Here is an 18,099-nt window from a genome sequence, read left to right as displayed (position 1 = left end):
GGTCCGGCTCCGCGCAACGCGGATGGCCGCGGTCCTTCAAAAAGATGGCGGGCCGGCTGGCGTCCGGTCGCGCGAAGGGTCCTGTGGCGTCGGCGCGTCCGGCCCGTGGCCCGGCAGCAGCCGGGCCGCGCACCAGCCGCGCACGCTGTTGAAGATCGCGAGCCCCGTGGCTCGCGGCAGATCGGCCAGGGTCAGGCGCGCTTCGCGCACCCGGCCCTCGGCCAGCAGTTGTTCGCGCATCACGCCGGGCAGCAGCCCAGCCTGCTGGCGCGGGGTCAGCCATTGGCCGTCCAGCTCCAGCGCGAGATTGCTGATGCAGCCCTCGGTCAATTCACCGTCGCGGTTGAACAGCAGCAGATCGACAGCCTCCGCGGGCTTGTCCGCCAGCATCTGCTGGTAGAGCTCGCGCCGCGTGGTCTTGTGGCCCAGGAATTCGGCGCCCGGGCCCTGGGTGTCCAGCGGCCGCGCCGCCAGCGCCAACGCCACCGGCGCGGCCCAGTCCTGCAAGGGCTGGACCTCGCGCTGCAGCAATCCATCGCGCGCCAGGGTCAGGCGCACTCGCCACAGGCCTCGCGGATGGGCCGCGGCGACATCGGCCAGCGTCGCGCGCCACGCGTCCTCGCACCAGGCCAGGCCGAAATGCGCCGCGCAACGCCGCATGCGCGCCCGATGGCGGGCCTCGCGGGCGAAGACGCCGTCCTGCAGGCGCAGGGTTTCCAACGCCTGCACCGGCGCCTGGGCGCGAAGCAGGAAGCGCGTCTTGGCATGCCATTCTTCCAGCTCGGCCGTCGGCTGCGAATCCAGCGTGATGCCGCTGCCGATGCCGCAGACCAACGGCGCCCCGCCCTGCTCGGCCGCCCCGCATTCGACCGTCCGTATCGGCACGTTAAAGGTGACGGCCCCGCCCGGCTGCATCAGCCCCAGCGCGCCGCAGTACCAGCCGCGCGCGGCGGGCTCCAGCGCGGCGATCAGCTGCATCGCGCGGCGCTTGGGCGCGCCGGTGACCGAGCCGCAAGGAAACAACGCCGCCATCACCTCGTCCAGCTGCAGGCCCGGACGGCTCAGCGCGGTGATGGTGGAGGTCATCTGCCAGACCGTGGACAGCGCGTGCAGCTCGAAGAGCCGCGGCACCCGCACCGTGCCGGTCACGGCCAGGCGCGCGAGATCGTTGCGCAGCAGGTCCACGATCATCAGGTTCTCGGCGCGCTCCTTGGCGCTGGTGCGCAGATGCGCCTGCGCGGCCTCGTCGCTGGCGGCATCGGCGCCGCGCGGCGCCGTGCCCTTCATCGGCTGGGCCGCCAGTTGCCAAAGAGGCCCCAGGGCCGCGCTGCCCGCGACCGCATCGGGCGCGGGCCGCCAGTCGAAAAACAGTTCGGGCGATACGCTGGCGACACCGGCCTCGGTCAGTGCCCCGCCCGCATCCTGCGGCCCGCCGGGCTCGCGCATCATCAGCGCGAAACCGCCCGGCTGCGCGGCATGCAGCGCGAAGAACAGCGACTGCAGCGAAAAGCGCGCGCCCGCCTGGGCCCTCAGCCGCGTGGTCAGGTTGATCTGGTAGCAGTCGCCGGCGCGGATGTAGTCGCGGATGCGCTCGATCTGCGCGGCCTCGTCGGCCGCCGTCTGGCTGTCGACCCAGGGCTGCAGGTCCAGCGTCTGCGCCTCGGCCACCTCGGGCCAGGGCTCGGGCGCCCCATGCCAGACCTGGAAGCGCGCCAGCGCCCGCCCCGGCTGCGGCGCCTGCGTGGCCAGCACCGGATCCAGCGCCGGCGCGGCCTCGTAACGCAGCCCACCCAGCACCCAGGCGCCGCCGACGGCCCGCGCATGGGCGCGGCGCAGCACGTCACGCAGCTCGTCGGGCGTGTACGCGACCAGTTGCTCGGCCGGCGCGCTGCGGAAGCAGCCACGCAGCCGCTCACCGTCCTCCCGCGCCAGCGGATGGCGCGGGAAGTCGAAAGCGGCCTGGATGCGATCCGGGCCGCGGTCGGATTGCACGGCGGCGGGCATGGCCCTCGATCAGCTCAGCCGAGGTTGAGGAAGTGCTCGCGGTAGTGGATCAGCTCGTCGATGGACTCGTGAATGTCGGCCAGCGCGGTGTGCTTCTGCGCCTTCTTGAAGCCCTCCATCGCCGCCGGCTTCCAGCGCCGGGCCAGCTCCTTCAGCGTGGAGACGTCCAGGTTGCGGTAGTGGAAGAAGTCTTCCAGCTTGGGCATGTAGTTGGCGAGGAAGCGGCGGTCCTGGCAGATGGAGTTGCCGCACATGGGCGACTTGCCGGCCGGCACATAGGCTTTCAGGAACTCGATCACACGCGCCTCGGCTTCAGCCTCGGTGACGGTGGACGCCTTGACGCGGTCGATCAGGCCGCTCTTGCCATGCGTGCCCTTGTTCCAGGCGTCCATGCCATCCAGCGTCGCGTCGCTCTGGTGCACCGCGAACACCGGCCCCTCGACGCGCGTCTGCAGCAGCGGATCGGTGACCACGACGGCGATCTCGATGATGCGGTCCTTGTCCGGGAACAGCCCGGTCATTTCCAGGTCTATCCAGATCAGGTTCTGTTCGTGGCAGGCCAGCGTGGGCGTGGCGGCGGAGGCGGTCTCGACGGTCATGGGAAGTCCTTAGTGAAACACAGGGCCGCCCCGGGGCTCGCGGCTCCGCACGGCGGAGCGGCGCCGGGAGCGCTCTGTACTCGGGCGCGATTGTCGCCGACCTACACTTGCGCTCCATGGAAGTTGCCGAATTCTTGAACCTATCGCCGCTGCCGGTGTCGCTGGCCTTCGTGGCGGCGGTGCTGCTGTCCTTTGCCGCCAAGCTGTGGCTGGCCACCCGCCAGGTGCGCCATGTGCTGCAACACCGCGGCGCCGTGCCCGCCCCCTTTGCCGCCACCGTGCCTCTGGCGGCGCACCAAAAGGCCGCCGACTACACCGTGGCGCGCAGCCGCTTCGGGCTGCTGCACCTGGCCTGGGACACCGCCTTGCTGATGGGCTGGACCCTGCTGGGCGGGCTGGACCTGGTCAACCAGTGGGCCCTGGCCGCGCTGCTGCCGCATGGCGCGATGGCCTACCAGCTGGGGCTGCTGGCCGCATTCACGCTGCTGTCCGGGCTGCTGGACCTGCCGTGGAGCCTGTACGACACCTTCCGCCTGGAGCAGCGCTTCGGCTTCAATCGCAGCACCCTGAAGCTCTTCGTCGCCGATGCGCTCAAGGGCCTGCTCGTCGGCGCGCTGCTGGGCCTGCCCATCGCCGCGCTGATCCTGTGGCTGATGGCCTCGGCCGGCAAGACCTGGTGGCTGTGGGCCTGGGGCGCGTGGATGGGCTTCAACCTGCTGATGCTGGTGCTCTACCCGACGCTGATCGCGCCGCTGTTCAACAAGTTCGAGCCGCTGGCCGATGCGGCACTGAAGACACGCGTCGAGGGCCTGATGGCGCGCTGCGGCTTTGCCGCGCGCGGGCTCTTCGTGATGGACGGCAGCCGTCGCTCGGCGCATGGCAATGCCTATTTCACCGGACTGGGGGCCGCCAAGCGCGTGGTGTTCTTCGACACCCTGCTGGCCCGGCTCAACCCGGCCGAGGTGGAGGCGGTGCTGGCCCATGAGTTGGGCCACTTCAAGCGCCGCCACGTGCTGCAGCGCATGGTGCTGATGTTCGCGCTGAGCCTGGCCGGCTTCGCGCTGCTGGGCTGGCTGTCCACGCAGGCGGCCTTCTACCTTGGTCTTGGCGTGCGCCCCAACCTGGGGGCGCCCAACGACGCGCTGGCGCTGCTGCTGTTCATGCTGGCCACCCCGCCCTTGGGCTTCTTCCTGACGCCTCTGATGGCGCACTGGTCGCGCCGCCATGAGTTCGAGGCCGACGCCTATGCCTGCCAGCAGGCCAGCGGCCCCGACCTGTCGGCGGCGCTATTAAAGCTGCACGAGGACAATGCCGGCACGCTGACCCCGGACCCGGTGTACGCCCGCTTCTACTACTCCCACCCGCCGGCCAGCGAGCGCCTCGCCGCGATCGCCGCGCGGCCCTGATGGCCAAGGACACCCACGCATGAACCTTCTTCTCGCCCAATGCACGCCGCAGACCGCGGCCCTGCCCGACGACCAGCTCGATGACTGGCTCGCCCAGCTGCCCGGCTGGACGCCGGACCCCAGCCGCAAGCAGATTGGCCGCCGCTTCGCGTTCGACAACTTCTACCAGGTCATGGCCTTCGCCAACGCGGTGGCCGAGATCGCCCACGCGCAGGACCACCACCCCGATCTGATCCTGAGCTTCAATGCCGCCACCGTCGCCTACAGCACCCACTCGGTGCAGGGTCTGAGCGCCAACGACTTCATCTGCGCCGCCCAGGTCAGCGCCCTGCCCGAGGCCCACCCCTGATGCGCCGCGGCAACCCAGGGGCGGCACGGTGAGCAAGGCCCAGCAAACCGGACTGGTGGTGCGTGGCCATGGCCGCCACTACCTCGTTGAAGACGAACAGGGCGAGCGCCTGCACTGCCTGACGCGCGGCAAGAAAAGCGATTGCGTGGTCGGCGACCGCGTGCGCTGGGTGCGCAGCAGCGATCACGAAGGTGTGATCGAGGCGCTGGAGCCGCGCCGCAACCTGCTGTTCCGCCAGGACGAATGGAAGACCAAGAGCTTCGCCGCCAACCTGGACCGGCTGCTGATCCTGGTCGCGGTGGAGCCCCAGTTCTCGGAGTCGCAGCTGACGCGTGCGCTGATCGCTGCCGCCAGCGCCGGCATCGCCACCCACATCATCCTGAACAAGACCGACCTGCCCGGCGCCGACACAGCGCGCGAACGGCTGGCGCCCTACAAGGCCATGGGGCAGGACGTGCTGGAGCTGAGCCTCAAGGGCGAGGCCGAACAGGCCCGCACCGTGCTGGCGCCGCTGCTACAGGGGCACGCCACCCTGGTGCTGGGGCCCAGCGGCACGGGCAAGAGCACCCTGATCAACCTGCTGGTGCCCGATGCCCAGGCCCAGGTGGGCGAAATCTCGCAGGCGCTGAACTCCGGCCGCCACACGACGACGACGACGCAGTGGTACTGGCTGGACGCGCAGCGCCACAGCGCGCTGATCGACTCACCCGGCTTCCAGGAATTCGGCCTGCGCCAGATCCCGGCGCCCGAACTGGCCGGCTGGATGGCGGACTTCAAGCCCTTCCTGGGCCAGTGCCGCTTCCACAACTGCAGCCACCGCCACGAACCCGGCTGCGCGGTGCAGCAGGCCCTGCAGGCCGGGCAGATCAGCCCGTCGCGCTACCGCATCTACGACGAACTCTGGCAGGAGCTGAGCAGCCCGCCGCGGTGGTGAGGCCCAACAACTCCGCCCCGCTAAGAAGCGATTGACCGCCTCCTGACCTGCAGCCAGCTATCGCTCGATACAGCGACAGCTCAAGACTGTTCTCCCAGCCCACCCGCTGCTACCGTGGCTCAAAACCTTAACCACACGGTCCTGGACCGAGATGGCGGAGCAATGCGGGGGGAGCACCATGGCAACGCTGTTCAGGCGCGAAGCCGTAGAAGCACAAAGCGCGCAATGGCTGGGCGCCATCCGGTTGGCCCAGCCCTGGAGCCTCAAGCTGGTGGCGGTGATCGCCGTGCTGTTGGCACTGGGGCTGCTCAGCTTCGCCACCTGGGGTGAATACACCCGCAAAGCCCGCATCTCCGGGCTGATCCTGCCCAGCGACGGGTTGCTTGCTGTGAGCGCCCAGCAGCCGGCCCGCATCGTGGACATCAAGGTCCGCGAAGGCGACCGGGTTGAGGCGGGACAGTTGCTGGCCGTGCTGCTCTTGAGCACCCGCAGTGACCAGGGCGATACGGCCCAGCTGGTCGCTCAGAGCATCCAGGCACGCCAGGCCGCGTTGCAAAGCGAACGCCGCAGTCAGGCCGCCCAGTTCCAACAGCGAGAACTGGCCCTGCGCGACCGTTTGCGCAGCCTGCAACTGGATGTGGTTCAGGCCGAAGGCGAATTGAGTGCTGCCCAGCGTCGGGTCCAATTGGCCGAAGCCAGCTTGCGACGCGACCAAGGCCTCGCTCAACAAGGCTTCCTCTCTGCCGCCCAGGCACAAACCCGGCAGGAAGAGCTGCTGGATCTCCAGCAGCGCGAACGCAGCACCCAACGCAACTTGGAGGCCTTGCGGCGCGAAGCCCAGGGCGTGCTGGCGGACATCCGCAACAACCGTCTTCAATCGACGGCCGAAGATGCGCAGTTGGAACGTGCGGGGCAAAGCCTCACTCAAGAGAGCCACGAACTGGCGGCCCGCAGCACCCTGGTGCTTCAAGCTCCCGCGTCGGGCATGGTGGGTGCCATCCCCGTCCACCCCGGACAAAGCCTGCAAGCCGGGCAGACCGTGCTCCATCTCCAGCCTGGAGCCACAGACAAGAGCGAAACCCAGGCATTGCAGGCCGAGCTGTATGCGCCCAGCCGGGCTGCCGGATTTGTGGAACCTGGGCAGGCTGTTTGGTTGCGCCTGCAGGCCTACCCCTACCAGAAGTTTGGGATGCTGTCTGGGCAGGTGCGGGAAGTCGGGCGCACACCCGTCATGCCCCAGGACCTGCCTGGCGGCATGGCCCAAACCCTGCTCACTGCCGCCCAGGCGCAAGAGCCCCTCTATCGAATCACCGTGGCACTGCAAGCCCAAGGCCTGCAAGCCTTTGGCCGTCCTCAACCCCTCAAGGCCGGGATGACCCTGGACGCCGATGTCCTCCAGGATCGCCGAGCCATATGGGAGTGGGTGATGGAGCCCTTGTTGGCGGCTCGGCGACGGTGGCAGATTCCAACCTGAGTTGGCGTCACATCAGCAATTGATGTTGAAACCAACGAAGGAAGGAGGCGTGTCGGCGCATTCCGACGAATCTTGGAGACCACAATGATCGTTGAATTGACGGAAAGCGAATCGGAACAAATATATGGAGGAGCAGTTGATGGCTGGAGCTTCGCTGGCGCAGTCCTCTCTATAGGCGCAGCCAGTATTGCCGTATGTACCGCACCAGCATGGGGAGCTATTGGGGGAGTTCTGGCAATTGCGGCCGTCGGCGCCAACATGATGTCCGGCTATGCAAATGCAAGCGGAAGCGGGGACCCTTCACGCGGATCCGGCAGACGAATAATGATTGAATAACCTCCCATTCGCCCCTCCATGGGGCGATTTATTCAACCAAAGCCAACTTATCGATATGAACGAATTTGAGAGAAAGATATCTCGAGCCATACAGGAGCTTGAAAAAAGTGGCATCGCACCACGCAATTATTCCCCCCCTTGTTTAAATTCCTATGGAACAAAGGAGTAAAGATAAGACCTCCCCACTACATGCAAGGACTACCGTTGTTTCTATTAATGGGAATCCCATTCGGACTGACAGCAGTCGGATTGTATCTTACTTTCGTTGGTCATGAATTTAGATTCGACATAGGTGCATTTCTCCTTATGGTATTTACATTTATATTTGGATCATCTTGCTATATTTACTATAAAATAACAACAGCCAAAGCCAGGCTATCAAAGTGGGATGAATTATAAATTTTAATAAATCACTCCAATGAAGTGGAATAAAATACGGTGCGAAAAATTATTAATAAGATAAATTATATATTTATAATCAGCTAGTGCGCCCCGTTCTTCAATCTCAAACCGCCGAGTGCAGTCTTGCCTGTTTGACCATGGTGGCCGCCTTTCACGGGCAGCACTGGCAACTCGCGGATTTGCGTCGCCGTTTTCCGCAGAGTGGTAAAGGAGCGAATCTCAAGCAGCTGATGGCTTACGCCTCGGCGCTGGGCTTTGCCGGCAGGCCCTTACGTCTTGAACCGCCCGACTTGGGTAAGCTGAAGCGCCCCTGCATCCTGCACTGGGACATGAACCATTTCGTGGTGCTCAAGCAGGTCCACGGGCAGCGGGCGATCACGGTGCTGGATCCTGCGGTGGGGCAGCGCAAGCTCTCCATGGCCGAGGTGTCCCGGCATTTCACGGGGGTGGCGCTGGAACTGGCCCCCAATGCGGATTTCAAGCCAGAGAAAACTGCCCCTAGAGTCAGTCTGGGCCAACTGACAGGCAAGGTGGCGGGGCTGGGCCCTTCGCTGCTGACCATAGGCGCCGTGGCCTTGGCCCTGGAGTTGTTTGCACTAGCCGCGCCCTTGTTGAACCAATGGGTGGTGGACGATGCCATCGTCAGCCAGGATCGAGAGCTGTTGCAGGTCCTGGTGCTGGGTTTCGGATTGCTGCTGTTGATTCAGACAACGCTGGGCCTGGCTCGCAGCTGGATGGTGATGCTGCTGGGGCAAAGCTTGTCCTTGCAATGGCTGGGCAATGTCTTTGCGCACCTGGTGCGTTTGCCCACGGCGTACTTCGAGCAGCGTCATCTGGGCGATGTGGTGTCGCGCTTTGGCGCGGTGCGTGAGATTCAGCGCACGCTCACCACCTCAGCCGTTGAAGCCGTGCTGGACGGGATCATGGCGGTGGCCGCATGGGTGATGATGGGCTTGTATTCGCTACAGCTGAGCGTCGTGGTGACCGTTGCGGTGGGCGCCTACGGACTGTTGCGCTGGGCCGCCTGGGCGCCACTTCGCAATGCATCGGCGGAGCGTCTGGTGCTGGCGGCCAAGGAACAGACCCATTTTCTGGAAACCCTGCGTGCCATCCAGCCCCTGAAACTCTTCAGCCGCGAAGAAGAGCGGCGCTCGCGCTGGCAGAACCTGCTGGTGGACGTGCAGAACCGAGACGTCCGCACCGCCAAGCTGAGCATGCTGTTCAGCACGGGCAATACCTTCATCTTCGGGCTGGAGAACCTGGTCACGCTGTACCTCGGCGCCGGGCTGGTGATGAAGGTATCCAATGGTGGCGAGTTGTTCACCATCGGCATGCTCTTCGCCTTTCTCTCCTACAAGGCACAATTCACGGGCCGGGTGGCCAAGCTGATCGACTTCGTCGCCGAGTTCAAGATGCTCTCGCTGCATGCCGAGCGCTTGGCCGACATCGCGCTGGAGGCGCCCGAGAAGGACAGTGCGCCAGCGCACGATCTGTCTCACCTGAACCCTGAAATCGAACTGCGAGACGTCAGCTTTCGCTATGGCGAAGGCGAGCCCTGGATTCTCAGGAATGCCAACTTCCGCGTCGGCGTCAGCGAGAACGTCGCCATCACCGGTGCAAGCGGCGCCGGCAAGACCACGCTGCTGAAAATCGCGCTGGGGTTGCTTCAGCCCGTGGAAGGCGAGGTGCTCTATGGTGGCCAACCTCTGAAACAGATTGGCCTGCAGAACTTCCGCGCCCAGATCGGCACGGTGATGCAGGACGACGTGCTGCTGAGCGGCTCGTTGGCCGACAACATTGCCTTTTTCGACGCCGAAGCAGACTTGCAGCGCGTGCAAACCTGTGCCCAGTTGGCCCAGTTGCATGAGGACATTGCCCGCATGCCCATGGGCTACCAGACACTGGTCGGTGACCTGGGCGCAGGACTCAGTGGCGGGCAGAAACAACGGCTCCTGCTGGCACGCGCTTTGTACAAGCAGCCGCGCGTGCTGGCCCTGGACGAAGCCACCAGCCACTTGGACCTGGGCTATGAACGGGCGGTCACGGCCCAGTTGGCGCGCATGTCACTCACACGCATCGTCATCGCCCACCGCCCTGAAACGATTGCTGGCGCTCAGCGCGTGGTGCTGCTCAAGGACGGGCAGGTGCAGGACTTGGCGCGCCAGGTGGCCCTGTGCCCGCAATAAGAAAGTCTGCCGCCTAGGCTGCGCTCGTCATTCCAGCCGCGGCTTGGCCGACGCCGCATGCTCGTCGCCCACCTCGCGCGCCTCGATGTCCACCACCTCGCCCTGCGGCGCGCGGCGCGTGCCGAAGGCGCGGGCGCCGAAGTCGCCGGCACGGCGGAACGTGGCGGTGTGCAGCTGGGGCCGGCGGCCTCGCAGCAGGCTCCAGATCACCACGGCCAGGACCACGCTCAGCCCCACCACCAGCAGCGCCAGGAACAGCAGCAGGGAGGCCACCGCCAGCACGACGCGGGCGACCAGGGACAGGAGGGCTGCAAACAAGTTCATTCCTTTCTTCACACGGCTTCCCGAGGGGGCACCGCTCATCCGCGCCCAATATAGGGCATCTTGGTGGCCATCACGGTCATGAAAGGCACGTTGGCCGACAGCGGCAGCTCGGCCATGTAGACCAAGGCCAGGGCCGCATGTTCGACGTCCATCACCGGTTCGGCAGCGATCTGGCCATTGGCCTGCGGCATGCCGGCGGCGAAGCCGGCGGTCAGCGGCGTCTCGGCATTGCCGATGTCCAGTTGGCCACAGGCGATGTCATGGGCGCGGCCGTCCAGCGCCAGCGTCTTCGTCAGCCCGGTGATCGCATGCTTGGTGCTGGTGTAGGCCACCGAGCCGGGACGCGGCGCATGCGCGGAGATCGAGCCGTTGTTGACGATGCGCCCGCCGCGCGGCCGCTGCGCCTTCATCAGCGCGAAGGCCTCGCGCGCGCAGAGGAAGCTGCCCGTGAGGTTGACGTCGACGACGCGGCGCCATTGGGCCACGGACAGCTGGTCGATGTCGCAGGCCGGAGCCCCCATGCCGGCGTTGTTGAACAGCAGGTCCAGCCGGCCGAAGCGCTCGCGCAGGCGGGCGAAGGCGTCGCGGACCTGGGTCTCGTCGGCCACGTCGGTGGGCAGCAGCAGGCAGCGCTCCGGCGCCGGCGCCGCGGTTTCTTCCAGGGCCTCGGCCCGGCGGCCCAGCAGCGCCAGGCGCCAGCCACGCGCCAGCAGCGCCTGGGCGGCCGCGCGGCCGATGCCGGACCCCGCGCCGGTGATCGCGGCGACGCGGATTTCGCCTGCGGATGGGGGCTGGTAAGTGCTCATGCCCTCATCATAGGCAGACCCGCGACGATGGCGCCGGGGCCAGGTCTTGCAGAGACTTCGCTCAACGCTGGGCCAGCTGTTCGCCGTCGACGCTGCGCTTGCCCGACACGACCACGGTGGGCAGGCGTTCGATCTGGACCTCGGCATCCGCCGCATCGGCGCTCTTGACGCTCTTGCCGTTCATCACAACGGTGGGCAGCTTCTGCACCGCGACCGGCGAAGGCTGGGCGCGCACGCCCAGGCCCAGCACCAGGCCGGCGGCCATGCCGGTGATCACGGCGATCGCGGCGATGGAGCGCGTCAGGCCAGCGCGGCGGTCATAGCAGGCAATGGTGTTCATCCCGGTCTCCTTGAGCCGCAGATGTCAGCGGCATGGGTGAACTGTGCCCAAGCCCGGCACACCGCCCAAGCCCGCTGCGACCAAGCCGCGCATCGCCGCGACGAATCGCGCCTAGCCGCGATGAACGGGGGATGGAATCCGGGTTAACCGTTAGATCTCAGCCGATGTACAGGCCGAGGTCCTGAGCGGCCAGCACCAGCTCGTGCTGCAGCGGCACGCTGCGGCTGCGCCCGGCGACGTCGACCAGCGCCAGGCTGGTGCAGACATCCGCCTGCAGCGCCACCATGCGGCCGAATTCGCGGCGCAGCACCATGCGCGCCGCCTCCACGCCGAAGCGCGTCGAGAGCACGCGGTCGTAGGCGGTGGGCGCCCCGCCGCGTTGCAAATGGCCCAACAGGGTGTAGCGCACCTCCAGGGCCGCGCCGAAGCGGCCCTGGAGGTCCTGCATCAGCACCTGCCCCACACCGCCCAGGCGCGCGCCGCTGGGCGCCGTGCCCAGGTAGCGGTTGACATCCAGCGCGCTGTGCTGGTCGCGTATGCCCTCCGACAGGCAGACCAGCGCATAGCCCTGCTCGGCGACGCGGCGCTGGCAGAAGGCCGCGAGGTCGTCCAGGTGGTAGGCACGCTCGGGAATGAGGATGGCATCGGCGCCGCCGGCCAGCCCGCCTTCCAGCGCGATCCAGCCGGCCTCGCGGCCCATGGTTTCCAGCAGCATCACGCGGCCGTGGCTGCGCGCCGTGGTCTCCAGCCGGTTCAGCGAGTCGGCCACCACCGCCACCGCCGAATCGAAGCCGAAGCTGCGTTCGTTGCCGGCGATGTCGTTGTCGATGGTCTTGGGCACGCCCACCACGGGCAGGCCCAGGCGCGAGAAGCGCTCGGCGATGGTCATGGTGCCGTCGCCGCCGATGGCCACCAGCGCATCCAGGCCCAGCCGGCCCACCGTGTCCAGCGCGCGGCCCGAGCAATCGGCGCCGCCGGCCGCGAAGTAGGCAAAGGGGTCGGCGCGGTTGTGGGTGCCCAGCACACTGCCACCCTCGTCCAGGATGTCGCGCACCGTCGCCACGTCCAGCGGTCGGTAGCCGTCTTCCAGCAGTCCCAGGAAGCCACGTTCGATGCCGGTCACTCGCGACACCGCGCCGGACTGCAGCAGCGCCAGCGTCACCGCGCGGATCACGGCATTGATGCCCGGGCAATCGCCACCGCCGGTCAGCACCCCCACATGCATGTTCGCCTCTCCTTGCGGTGTCGCCGACACCGCGTCAACCCGTTCGCCCAGGCCGCGTCCCGGGGCAGCGCCGATCACCGCCCGGGCGCCGGTTCAGAGCAACCCCCGGCCCTTGAGCATGGGCTCCACACGCGCATCGCGGCCACGAAACGCGCGGTAAGTCTGTCCCGGCTCGCGGCTGTTTCCCACCGCGAGCACGTGGCGCAGCAGCGAAGCGGCGGTCGCCGCGTCGAAGGGATCGCCCGCTTCGACGAAGGCTTCGTAGGCATCGCAGTCCAGCACTTCGGCCCACAGGTAGACATAGTAGCCCGCGGCATAGCTGCTGCCCGAGAACAGGTGCTGGAAATGCACCAGCCGGTGATTCATGCCCACCGCGGGCGGCAGCCCGGCCTCGGCCAGGGTCTGGGCCTCGAAGGCCACCGGATCGGGCGCCTGCGCCGAGGTCTGCGCATGGATGGCCAGGTCCACCAGCGCCGAGGCGCAGTAGCGCACCGTTTCGTAGCCCTGGTTGAAGGTCTCGGCCGCCTTGAGCTTGGCCAGCAGCGCGTCGGAAATCGGCTCGCCGCTCAGGTGGTGGCGGGCATGGCGCTTGAGCACCTCGGGCTCGGCCATCCAGTGCTCGAACAGCTGCGAGGGCAGCTCGACGAAATCGCGCAGCACCTGGGTACCGGACAGGCGCTCATAGTCCACGTCCGACAGCAGGCCGTGCAGCCCATGGCCGAATTCATGGAACAGCGTGCGGGTGTCGTCGAAGGACAGCAGCGTCGGCTCGCCGGGCGCGCCCTTGGCGAAGTTGTTGTTGTTCAGGATGATGGGCAGCGCCTCCGCCCCGTTGCGCGACTGCCAGCGCAGCGCGTTCATCCAGGCGCCGCTGCGCTTGTTCGGCCGCGCGAAGTTGTCCTGCAGGAACAGGCCGCGCAGCCGGCCGTGGCCGTCCAGCACCTCGTAGGCCTGCACGTCGGGGTGATAGGCGCGGATCTCCGGCCGGTGCTCGAAGCGCAGGCCGAAGAGCCGGCCGGCGCAGTCGAACAGCGCCTGCACCATGCGGTCCAGCGGGAAATAGGGCTTGATCTCGGCCTCGTCCAGCGCGAAGCGCTGCTGACGGACTTTCTCGGCGTAGTAGCGCCAGTCCCAGGCCTGCAGCTCGACTCCGCCCTGCCCCAGCGCCGCCTTGACCTCTTCCAGCATCGAGCGCTCGCGGCTGGCGGCCGCCTTGGCCGGGCCCCAGACCTGGTCCAGCAGCGCGCGGACGGCGGACTGGCGGCCGGCCATGGTGTCGGCCAGCGCGTAGTCCGCATAGCAGTCGTGGCCATGCAGCGCCGCCTGCTCGCGGCGCAGCGTGAGGATCTCGCGCACCAGCCCGCGGTTGTCGCTGGCGCCGGCATGTTCGCCGCGGCTCACCCAGGCCTCGTAGGCCTGCTGGCGCAGGTCGCGACGCTCGCTGAAGCTCAGGAAGGGCACGATCAGCGAGCGCGACAGCGTGACCACATGCAGGCCGTCGCCCAGGCCGCGGTCCAGCGCCGCCTGGCGCGCCGCCGCGCGCACGAAGCCGGGCAGCCCGGCCAGTTCCTCGTCGGAGCGCAGCACCAGCTGGTAGCCGCTCTCGTCGGCCAACACGTTCTGCGCGAACTGGGTGTTCAGCTCGGCCAGACGCTCCATGATGCGCGCATAGCGCTGGCGCGCCTCGCCCTGCAGCCGCGCGCCGGCGCGAACGAAGTCCAGATGGATGCGCTCGAGCAGCCGCAGCTGTTGGCCGTCCAGCCCCAGCTGCGCGCGCCGCTCGTGCAGCTGCTCCAGCCGCGCGAACAGCACCTCGTCCATGTAGACCGCGTTGTCGTGCGCCGCCAGCGGCGCCGCCATCTGCCGCTGCACGCTCTGCAGTTCCGGCGAGCTCGCCGAGGCGCAAAGCGTGTAGAACAGATGCTGCAGCGCCGTCAGACGCCGGCCGCTGCGGTCGAAGGCCGCGACGGTGTTCTCGAAATCGGGCGGCTGCGCGGCGCCGGCGATCGCGGCCAGTTCGGCGCGGTGCTCGGCCAGCGCCTGCTCGAAGGCAGCGGGAAAGTCGGCCGCGGAAATCGCGTCGAACGGGGGCAGGCCGTGCGGGCCGGTCCAGGCCCGCAGCAGCGGATTGGCAGACGTCATCGCGACTCCTGGGGCGCGCCCGACTTACTTGGCCTGGCCCGCGGCGGCCTTGGCGTCCAGCTCTTTCTTGATCGCCTTCTCGTCGAGTTCGTCGTAGGCCTTGTTCTGGCAGCTGGTGCGCCACTCGTCCACCGTCTCCAGGTACTTGTCGACGCGGGTCGCGAGTTCGTCCTTGCGCTTGTTGTAGGCCTCGACCTTGGCATCGAAGCCCTGGCTGTCGGAGATGTAGGTGTCCTTGGTCTTGTTGTGCGCCTCGATGCGCTTGTCCAACTCGACCGCCTTGGCCTGGTAGGCCTCCTGCGCGGCCTTCAGCTCGTCCTTGGTCATCTTGGCGGCATTGGCCTTGGCGTCCTCGCCAGACTTGATCAGCGCGTCGCGCTCGCTTTTGAGCTGGTTCAGGCTGGCCGCGATCTCGTTGCCGCGCTTGGTCAGCTCTTCCTTCTCGGCCAGCACGGCGGTGCGCTGGGCGGTCACCTGGGCTTCTTCTTCCTTGATCTTCTTGCCTTCGGCCTCGTTGTCGGCGCGGCCGACCATGCAGGCGCGCAGTTCGTCGCGGGTCAGCAGCTTCTGCTTGGGCTTCTCCACCACCGGGCGGCTGACCTTGTTGTTCTTGGGGTCGACCTTGGCGTTGGGGTTGGTGGCGATCTGGGCCTGGACGAGGCCGCAGGCAATCAGGCTGGCGATCGCGACGATCGTGGTGCGCATCTTCATTTTCTTGACCTCTGCACCGTCACCGGTGCTCTGGCACCGCGGCACCGGGTCGGCGCTGCGGCTCATCGGTTCATGACCATGGGGAAGCCCGCCGTTCGGACGAGCCAGGGCGGGATGATGCCACGGCCGGATAATGCTCTTTTGCCCGCGGACGAGCCCATGGCGCTGAAAGCCACCATTTATAAAGCCCAGTTACAGATCGCCGACATGGACCGCCACGTCTACGGCGACCACAACCTGACGATCGCGCTGCACCCGTCGGAGACCGAGGAGCGCATGATGCAGCGCGTGCTCGCCTTTGCGATGCACCTGCCCGCCGACGATCTGCGCGGCCGGCTGGAGTTCAGCAAGGGCCTGTCCGACGTCGACGAGCCCGACCTCTGGCAGATCGACCTGACCGGCGACATCGTGCACTGGATCGACCTGGGCCAGCCCGATGAACGCCGCATCCGCCAGGCGCACGGCCGTGCCGAACGGCTCACCGTGATCTCCTATGCCAGCAGCACCCCGGTCTGGTGGAGCGCGCTGCAGAACAAGCTGCAGCGCACGCCACGGCTGGCGGTGGTGCAGATCCCGGCGGACCAGTCGCAGGCGCTGGCGCAGCTGGCCGAGCGCAGCATGCAGCTGCAGATCAGCATCCAGGACGGCAGCGTCTACCTCAACGCCGCCAAGGGCTCGGTGGAGATCCATCCGGTGCTGCTGAAAGAACGCGAGGAGTAAGACCCTGAACCCCCATGCCACGGCCCCGGCCGCTTCCGACGACGACGATCCCCACCTGTGGCTGGAGGCGCTGGACGGCCCCGACGGCGAGCGTGCGCTGGCCTGGGTGCGCGAGCGCAATGCCCGCAGCGAAGCGCTGCTGCGCGCCACGCCGGGATTCGAGCGGCTGCGCGGCGAGCTGCTGGAGCGGCTCAACGACAGCCGCCGCATCCCGCACATCGCCCGCCGCGGCGACTGGTTCTACAACCTGTGGCAGGACGAGGCCCATCCGCGCGGCCTGTGGCGGCGCTGCACGCTGGAGTCGTACCGCGAGGACCGGCCCGACTGGCACACGGTGCTGGACCTGGACGCCCTGGGTGCGGCCGAGGGACGCAGCTGGGTGTTCGACGGTGCCGACGCGCTGGCGCCGGCCTACCGGCGCTGCCTGCTCGCGCTGTCCGATGGCGGTGCCGATGCGCACGAGCTGCGCGAGTTCGACCTGCTGGAATGCCGCTTCATCCCGCCCGAAGAAGGCGGCTTCTTCGTACCCGAGGCCAAGACCGAGGCCGAATGGCTGGACGAGGACACGCTGCTGATCGGCACCGAGCTGGACGAGGATTCGCTGACCGATTCGGGCTATCCGCGCCAGATCCGGCGCTGGCGCCGCGGCACGCCGCTGGCGGCCGCACCGGTGATCTTCGAAGGCGAGGCCGAGGACGTCGCGGTCAGCGCCAGCGTGGACCGCACGCCGGGCCATGAGCGCGTGATGCTGCATCGCGCGCTGGACTTCTACAACGACGAACACCACCTGCTGCAACCCGACGGGCAGCTGCGTCGCTTGGACCTGCCCAGCAGTGTGGAGCTGGGCCTGCACCGGCAATGGATGCTGCTGTCGCCGCGGGAGGACTGGACCGTGGGCGGCCACACCCATCCGGCGGGCAGCCTGCTGCTCATCGAACTGGAAGCCTTCCTGGCCGGCGACCGCGCGCTGCAGCCGCTGTTCACGCCGGACGCCGCTCGCTCGCTGGCGGACTACAGCCTGACGCGCGACCACCTGCTGCTGCACGTCAGCGAGCATGTCGCCAGCCGGCTGGAGGAATGGGACCTGGCCGCCACGCCGCCGCGCCGTCGCGACGTGGCCGCGCCCTTCCCGGGGCTGCTGTCGGTGCAGCCGCTGCACGACCCGGAGCTGGCCGAGGATGCACTGGCCGAGGACTATCTGCTGCACTACGAGGACTTCCTGACGCCCGACAGCGTCAGCCTGGCGCGCGGCGGCAGCGACGAGCGCATCCCGCTGAAGGCCCAGCCGCCGCAGTTCGACGCCAGCGGGCTGGCGGTCCGCCAGCATTTCGCCGTCTCGGCCGACGGCACCCGCGTGCCCTACTTCCTCGTCGGCCCGGCGGCGCCGGACCACGCCGCGCCCGGCCCGACGCTGTTGTATGGCTATGGCGGCTTCGAGGTGGCGCTGCAGCCCTGGTACCTGGGCGGCATGGGCCAGGCCTGGTTGGCGCGCGGCGGCCGCCTGGTGGTGGCCAACATCCGCGGGGGCGGCGAATACGGACCCGCCTGGCACCAGGCCGCGCAGGGCCGCGAGCGCCAGCGCAGCTTCGACGACTTCATCGCCGTGGCGGAGCAGTTGCTGGCACGCGGCCTGTGCCGGCCCGACCAGCTGGGCCTGATGGGCGGCAGCAACGGCGGCCTGCTGGTCGCCGCCTGCGCGCTGCAGCGCCCGGAGCTGTTCGGTGCCGTGGTCTGCCAGGTGCCGCTGCTGGACATGCGGCGCTACCACCAACTGCTGGCCGGCGCCTCCTGGATGGCCGAGTATGGCGATCCCGACGACCCCGAGGACTGGGCCGTGCTGCGTCGCTACAGCCCCTATCACCAGCTGCGGCCGGGCCGCGCCCTGCCCTCGATGCTGCTGACCACCTCCACGCGCGACGACCGCGTCCATCCCGGCCATGCACGCAAATTCGTCGCCCGCATGGAAGCGCTGGGCCATGCGCCACTCTATGTCGAGGCCCTCGAGGGCGGGCATGGCGGCGCGGCCGACAACCTGCAGCGCGCCGATCTGCAGGCCCTGGAATACAGCTACCTGGCCCGCCGCCTGGGCCTGGCGCTGGAGCCCCACTGAACGCGCCGGATCCGGCGCTCCACCGTCAGGA

At 67.8% G+C, this 18,099-nt stretch carries 16 protein-coding genes; 8 read left to right on the top strand and 8 right to left on the bottom strand.

Annotated features, from left to right (window positions below; genetic code table 11):
• Nucleotides 1-36: 36 nt before the first annotated feature.
• Nucleotides 37-2,004, bottom strand: a complete 1,968-nt coding sequence (locus LZ017_RS16870) for a chorismate-binding protein (protein ID WP_241398063.1) — start codon at nt 2,002-2,004, stop codon at nt 37-39.
• Between the two features lie 14 nt (nt 2,005-2,018).
• Nucleotides 2,019-2,603, bottom strand: a complete 585-nt coding sequence (gene orn / locus LZ017_RS16865; RefSeq protein ID WP_241398062.1) for an oligoribonuclease — start codon at nt 2,601-2,603, stop codon at nt 2,019-2,021.
• A gap of 116 nt (nt 2,604-2,719) precedes the next feature.
• Between orn and LZ017_RS16860 the strand changes: the two genes are divergently transcribed.
• The 6 genes from LZ017_RS16860 (at nt 2,720) to LZ017_RS22290 (ending at nt 9,690) form a co-directional block, all read left to right on the top strand.
• Nucleotides 2,720-4,009 (top strand): M48 family metallopeptidase, encoded by a 1,290-nt coding sequence (locus LZ017_RS16860; protein ID WP_241398061.1) that lies wholly within the window; start codon nt 2,720-2,722, stop codon nt 4,007-4,009.
• A gap of 19 nt (nt 4,010-4,028) precedes the next feature.
• The gene (locus LZ017_RS16855) at nt 4,029-4,358 is read left to right on the top strand and encodes a 4a-hydroxytetrahydrobiopterin dehydratase (RefSeq protein ID WP_241398060.1); all 330 of its coding nucleotides are present in this window, start codon (nt 4,029-4,031) and stop codon (nt 4,356-4,358) included.
• Nucleotides 4,359-4,386: 28 nt separating this feature from the next.
• Nucleotides 4,387-5,292 carry a ribosome small subunit-dependent GTPase A gene (gene rsgA, locus LZ017_RS16850; RefSeq protein ID WP_241398059.1) on the top strand — a complete coding sequence of 302 codons (906 nt, stop codon included), beginning with the start codon at nt 4,387-4,389 and terminating at the stop codon, nt 5,290-5,292.
• A gap of 178 nt (nt 5,293-5,470) precedes the next feature.
• Nucleotides 5,471-6,766, top strand: coding sequence for an HlyD family secretion protein (locus LZ017_RS16845; RefSeq protein ID WP_241398058.1), 1,296 nt, complete (start codon nt 5,471-5,473; stop codon nt 6,764-6,766).
• A gap of 474 nt (nt 6,767-7,240) precedes the next feature.
• A complete protein-coding gene (locus tag LZ017_RS22340) occupies nt 7,241-7,501 on the top strand; it encodes a DUF6404 family protein (RefSeq protein WP_374109936.1) in 261 nt (86 codons plus the stop codon).
• 140 nt (nt 7,502-7,641) lie between these two features.
• Nucleotides 7,642-9,690: a peptidase domain-containing ABC transporter gene (locus tag LZ017_RS22290; protein ID WP_241398057.1), complete on the top strand. Its 2,049-nt coding sequence runs from the start codon at nt 7,642-7,644 to the stop codon at nt 9,688-9,690.
• A 27-nt stretch (nt 9,691-9,717) separates the two neighbouring features.
• Here the strand turns inward: LZ017_RS22290 and LZ017_RS16835 are convergent, their stop codons facing one another.
• The 6 genes from LZ017_RS16835 to LZ017_RS16810 form a co-directional block, all read right to left on the bottom strand.
• On the bottom strand, nt 9,718-10,014 hold the full coding sequence (locus LZ017_RS16835) for a hypothetical protein (protein ID WP_241398056.1): 297 nt from the start codon (nt 10,012-10,014) through the stop codon (nt 9,718-9,720).
• Between the two features lie 35 nt (nt 10,015-10,049).
• Nucleotides 10,050-10,820: an SDR family oxidoreductase gene (locus LZ017_RS16830; protein WP_241398055.1), complete on the bottom strand. Its 771-nt coding sequence runs from the start codon at nt 10,818-10,820 to the stop codon at nt 10,050-10,052.
• 61 nt (nt 10,821-10,881) lie between these two features.
• On the bottom strand, nt 10,882-11,160 hold the full coding sequence (locus LZ017_RS16825; protein ID WP_241398054.1) for a hypothetical protein: 279 nt from the start codon (nt 11,158-11,160) through the stop codon (nt 10,882-10,884).
• Between the two features lie 157 nt (nt 11,161-11,317).
• On the bottom strand, nt 11,318-12,385 hold the full coding sequence (locus tag LZ017_RS16820; protein ID WP_241398053.1) for a 6-phosphofructokinase: 1,068 nt from the start codon (nt 12,383-12,385) through the stop codon (nt 11,318-11,320).
• Between the two features lie 93 nt (nt 12,386-12,478).
• Nucleotides 12,479-14,527, bottom strand: a complete 2,049-nt coding sequence (locus LZ017_RS16815) for a M3 family metallopeptidase (RefSeq protein ID WP_241398052.1) — start codon at nt 14,525-14,527, stop codon at nt 12,479-12,481.
• Nucleotides 14,528-14,551: 24 nt separating this feature from the next.
• Nucleotides 14,552-15,232, bottom strand: a complete 681-nt coding sequence (locus tag LZ017_RS16810; protein ID WP_241398051.1) for a hypothetical protein — start codon at nt 15,230-15,232, stop codon at nt 14,552-14,554.
• A 165-nt stretch (nt 15,233-15,397) separates the two neighbouring features.
• On the opposite strand from LZ017_RS16810, the gene LZ017_RS16805 reads away from it, so the two are divergent.
• Together LZ017_RS16805 and LZ017_RS16800 are read left to right on the top strand one after the other, a co-directional pair.
• Nucleotides 15,398-15,958 (top strand): YaeQ family protein, encoded by a 561-nt coding sequence (locus LZ017_RS16805; RefSeq protein WP_241398050.1) that lies wholly within the window; start codon nt 15,398-15,400, stop codon nt 15,956-15,958.
• A 4-nt stretch (nt 15,959-15,962) separates the two neighbouring features.
• Nucleotides 15,963-18,068: a prolyl oligopeptidase family protein gene (locus LZ017_RS16800; RefSeq protein ID WP_277604753.1), complete on the top strand. Its 2,106-nt coding sequence runs from the start codon at nt 15,963-15,965 to the stop codon at nt 18,066-18,068.
• Nucleotides 18,069-18,099: the final 31 nt, after the last annotated feature.

It is taken from the genome of Pelomonas sp. CA6 (assembly GCF_022549225.1).
In the GTDB taxonomy this organism is placed as follows: domain Bacteria; phylum Pseudomonadota; class Gammaproteobacteria; order Burkholderiales; family Burkholderiaceae_C; genus Roseateles.
This window is presented reverse-complemented; position numbering and strand designations above follow the sequence as displayed.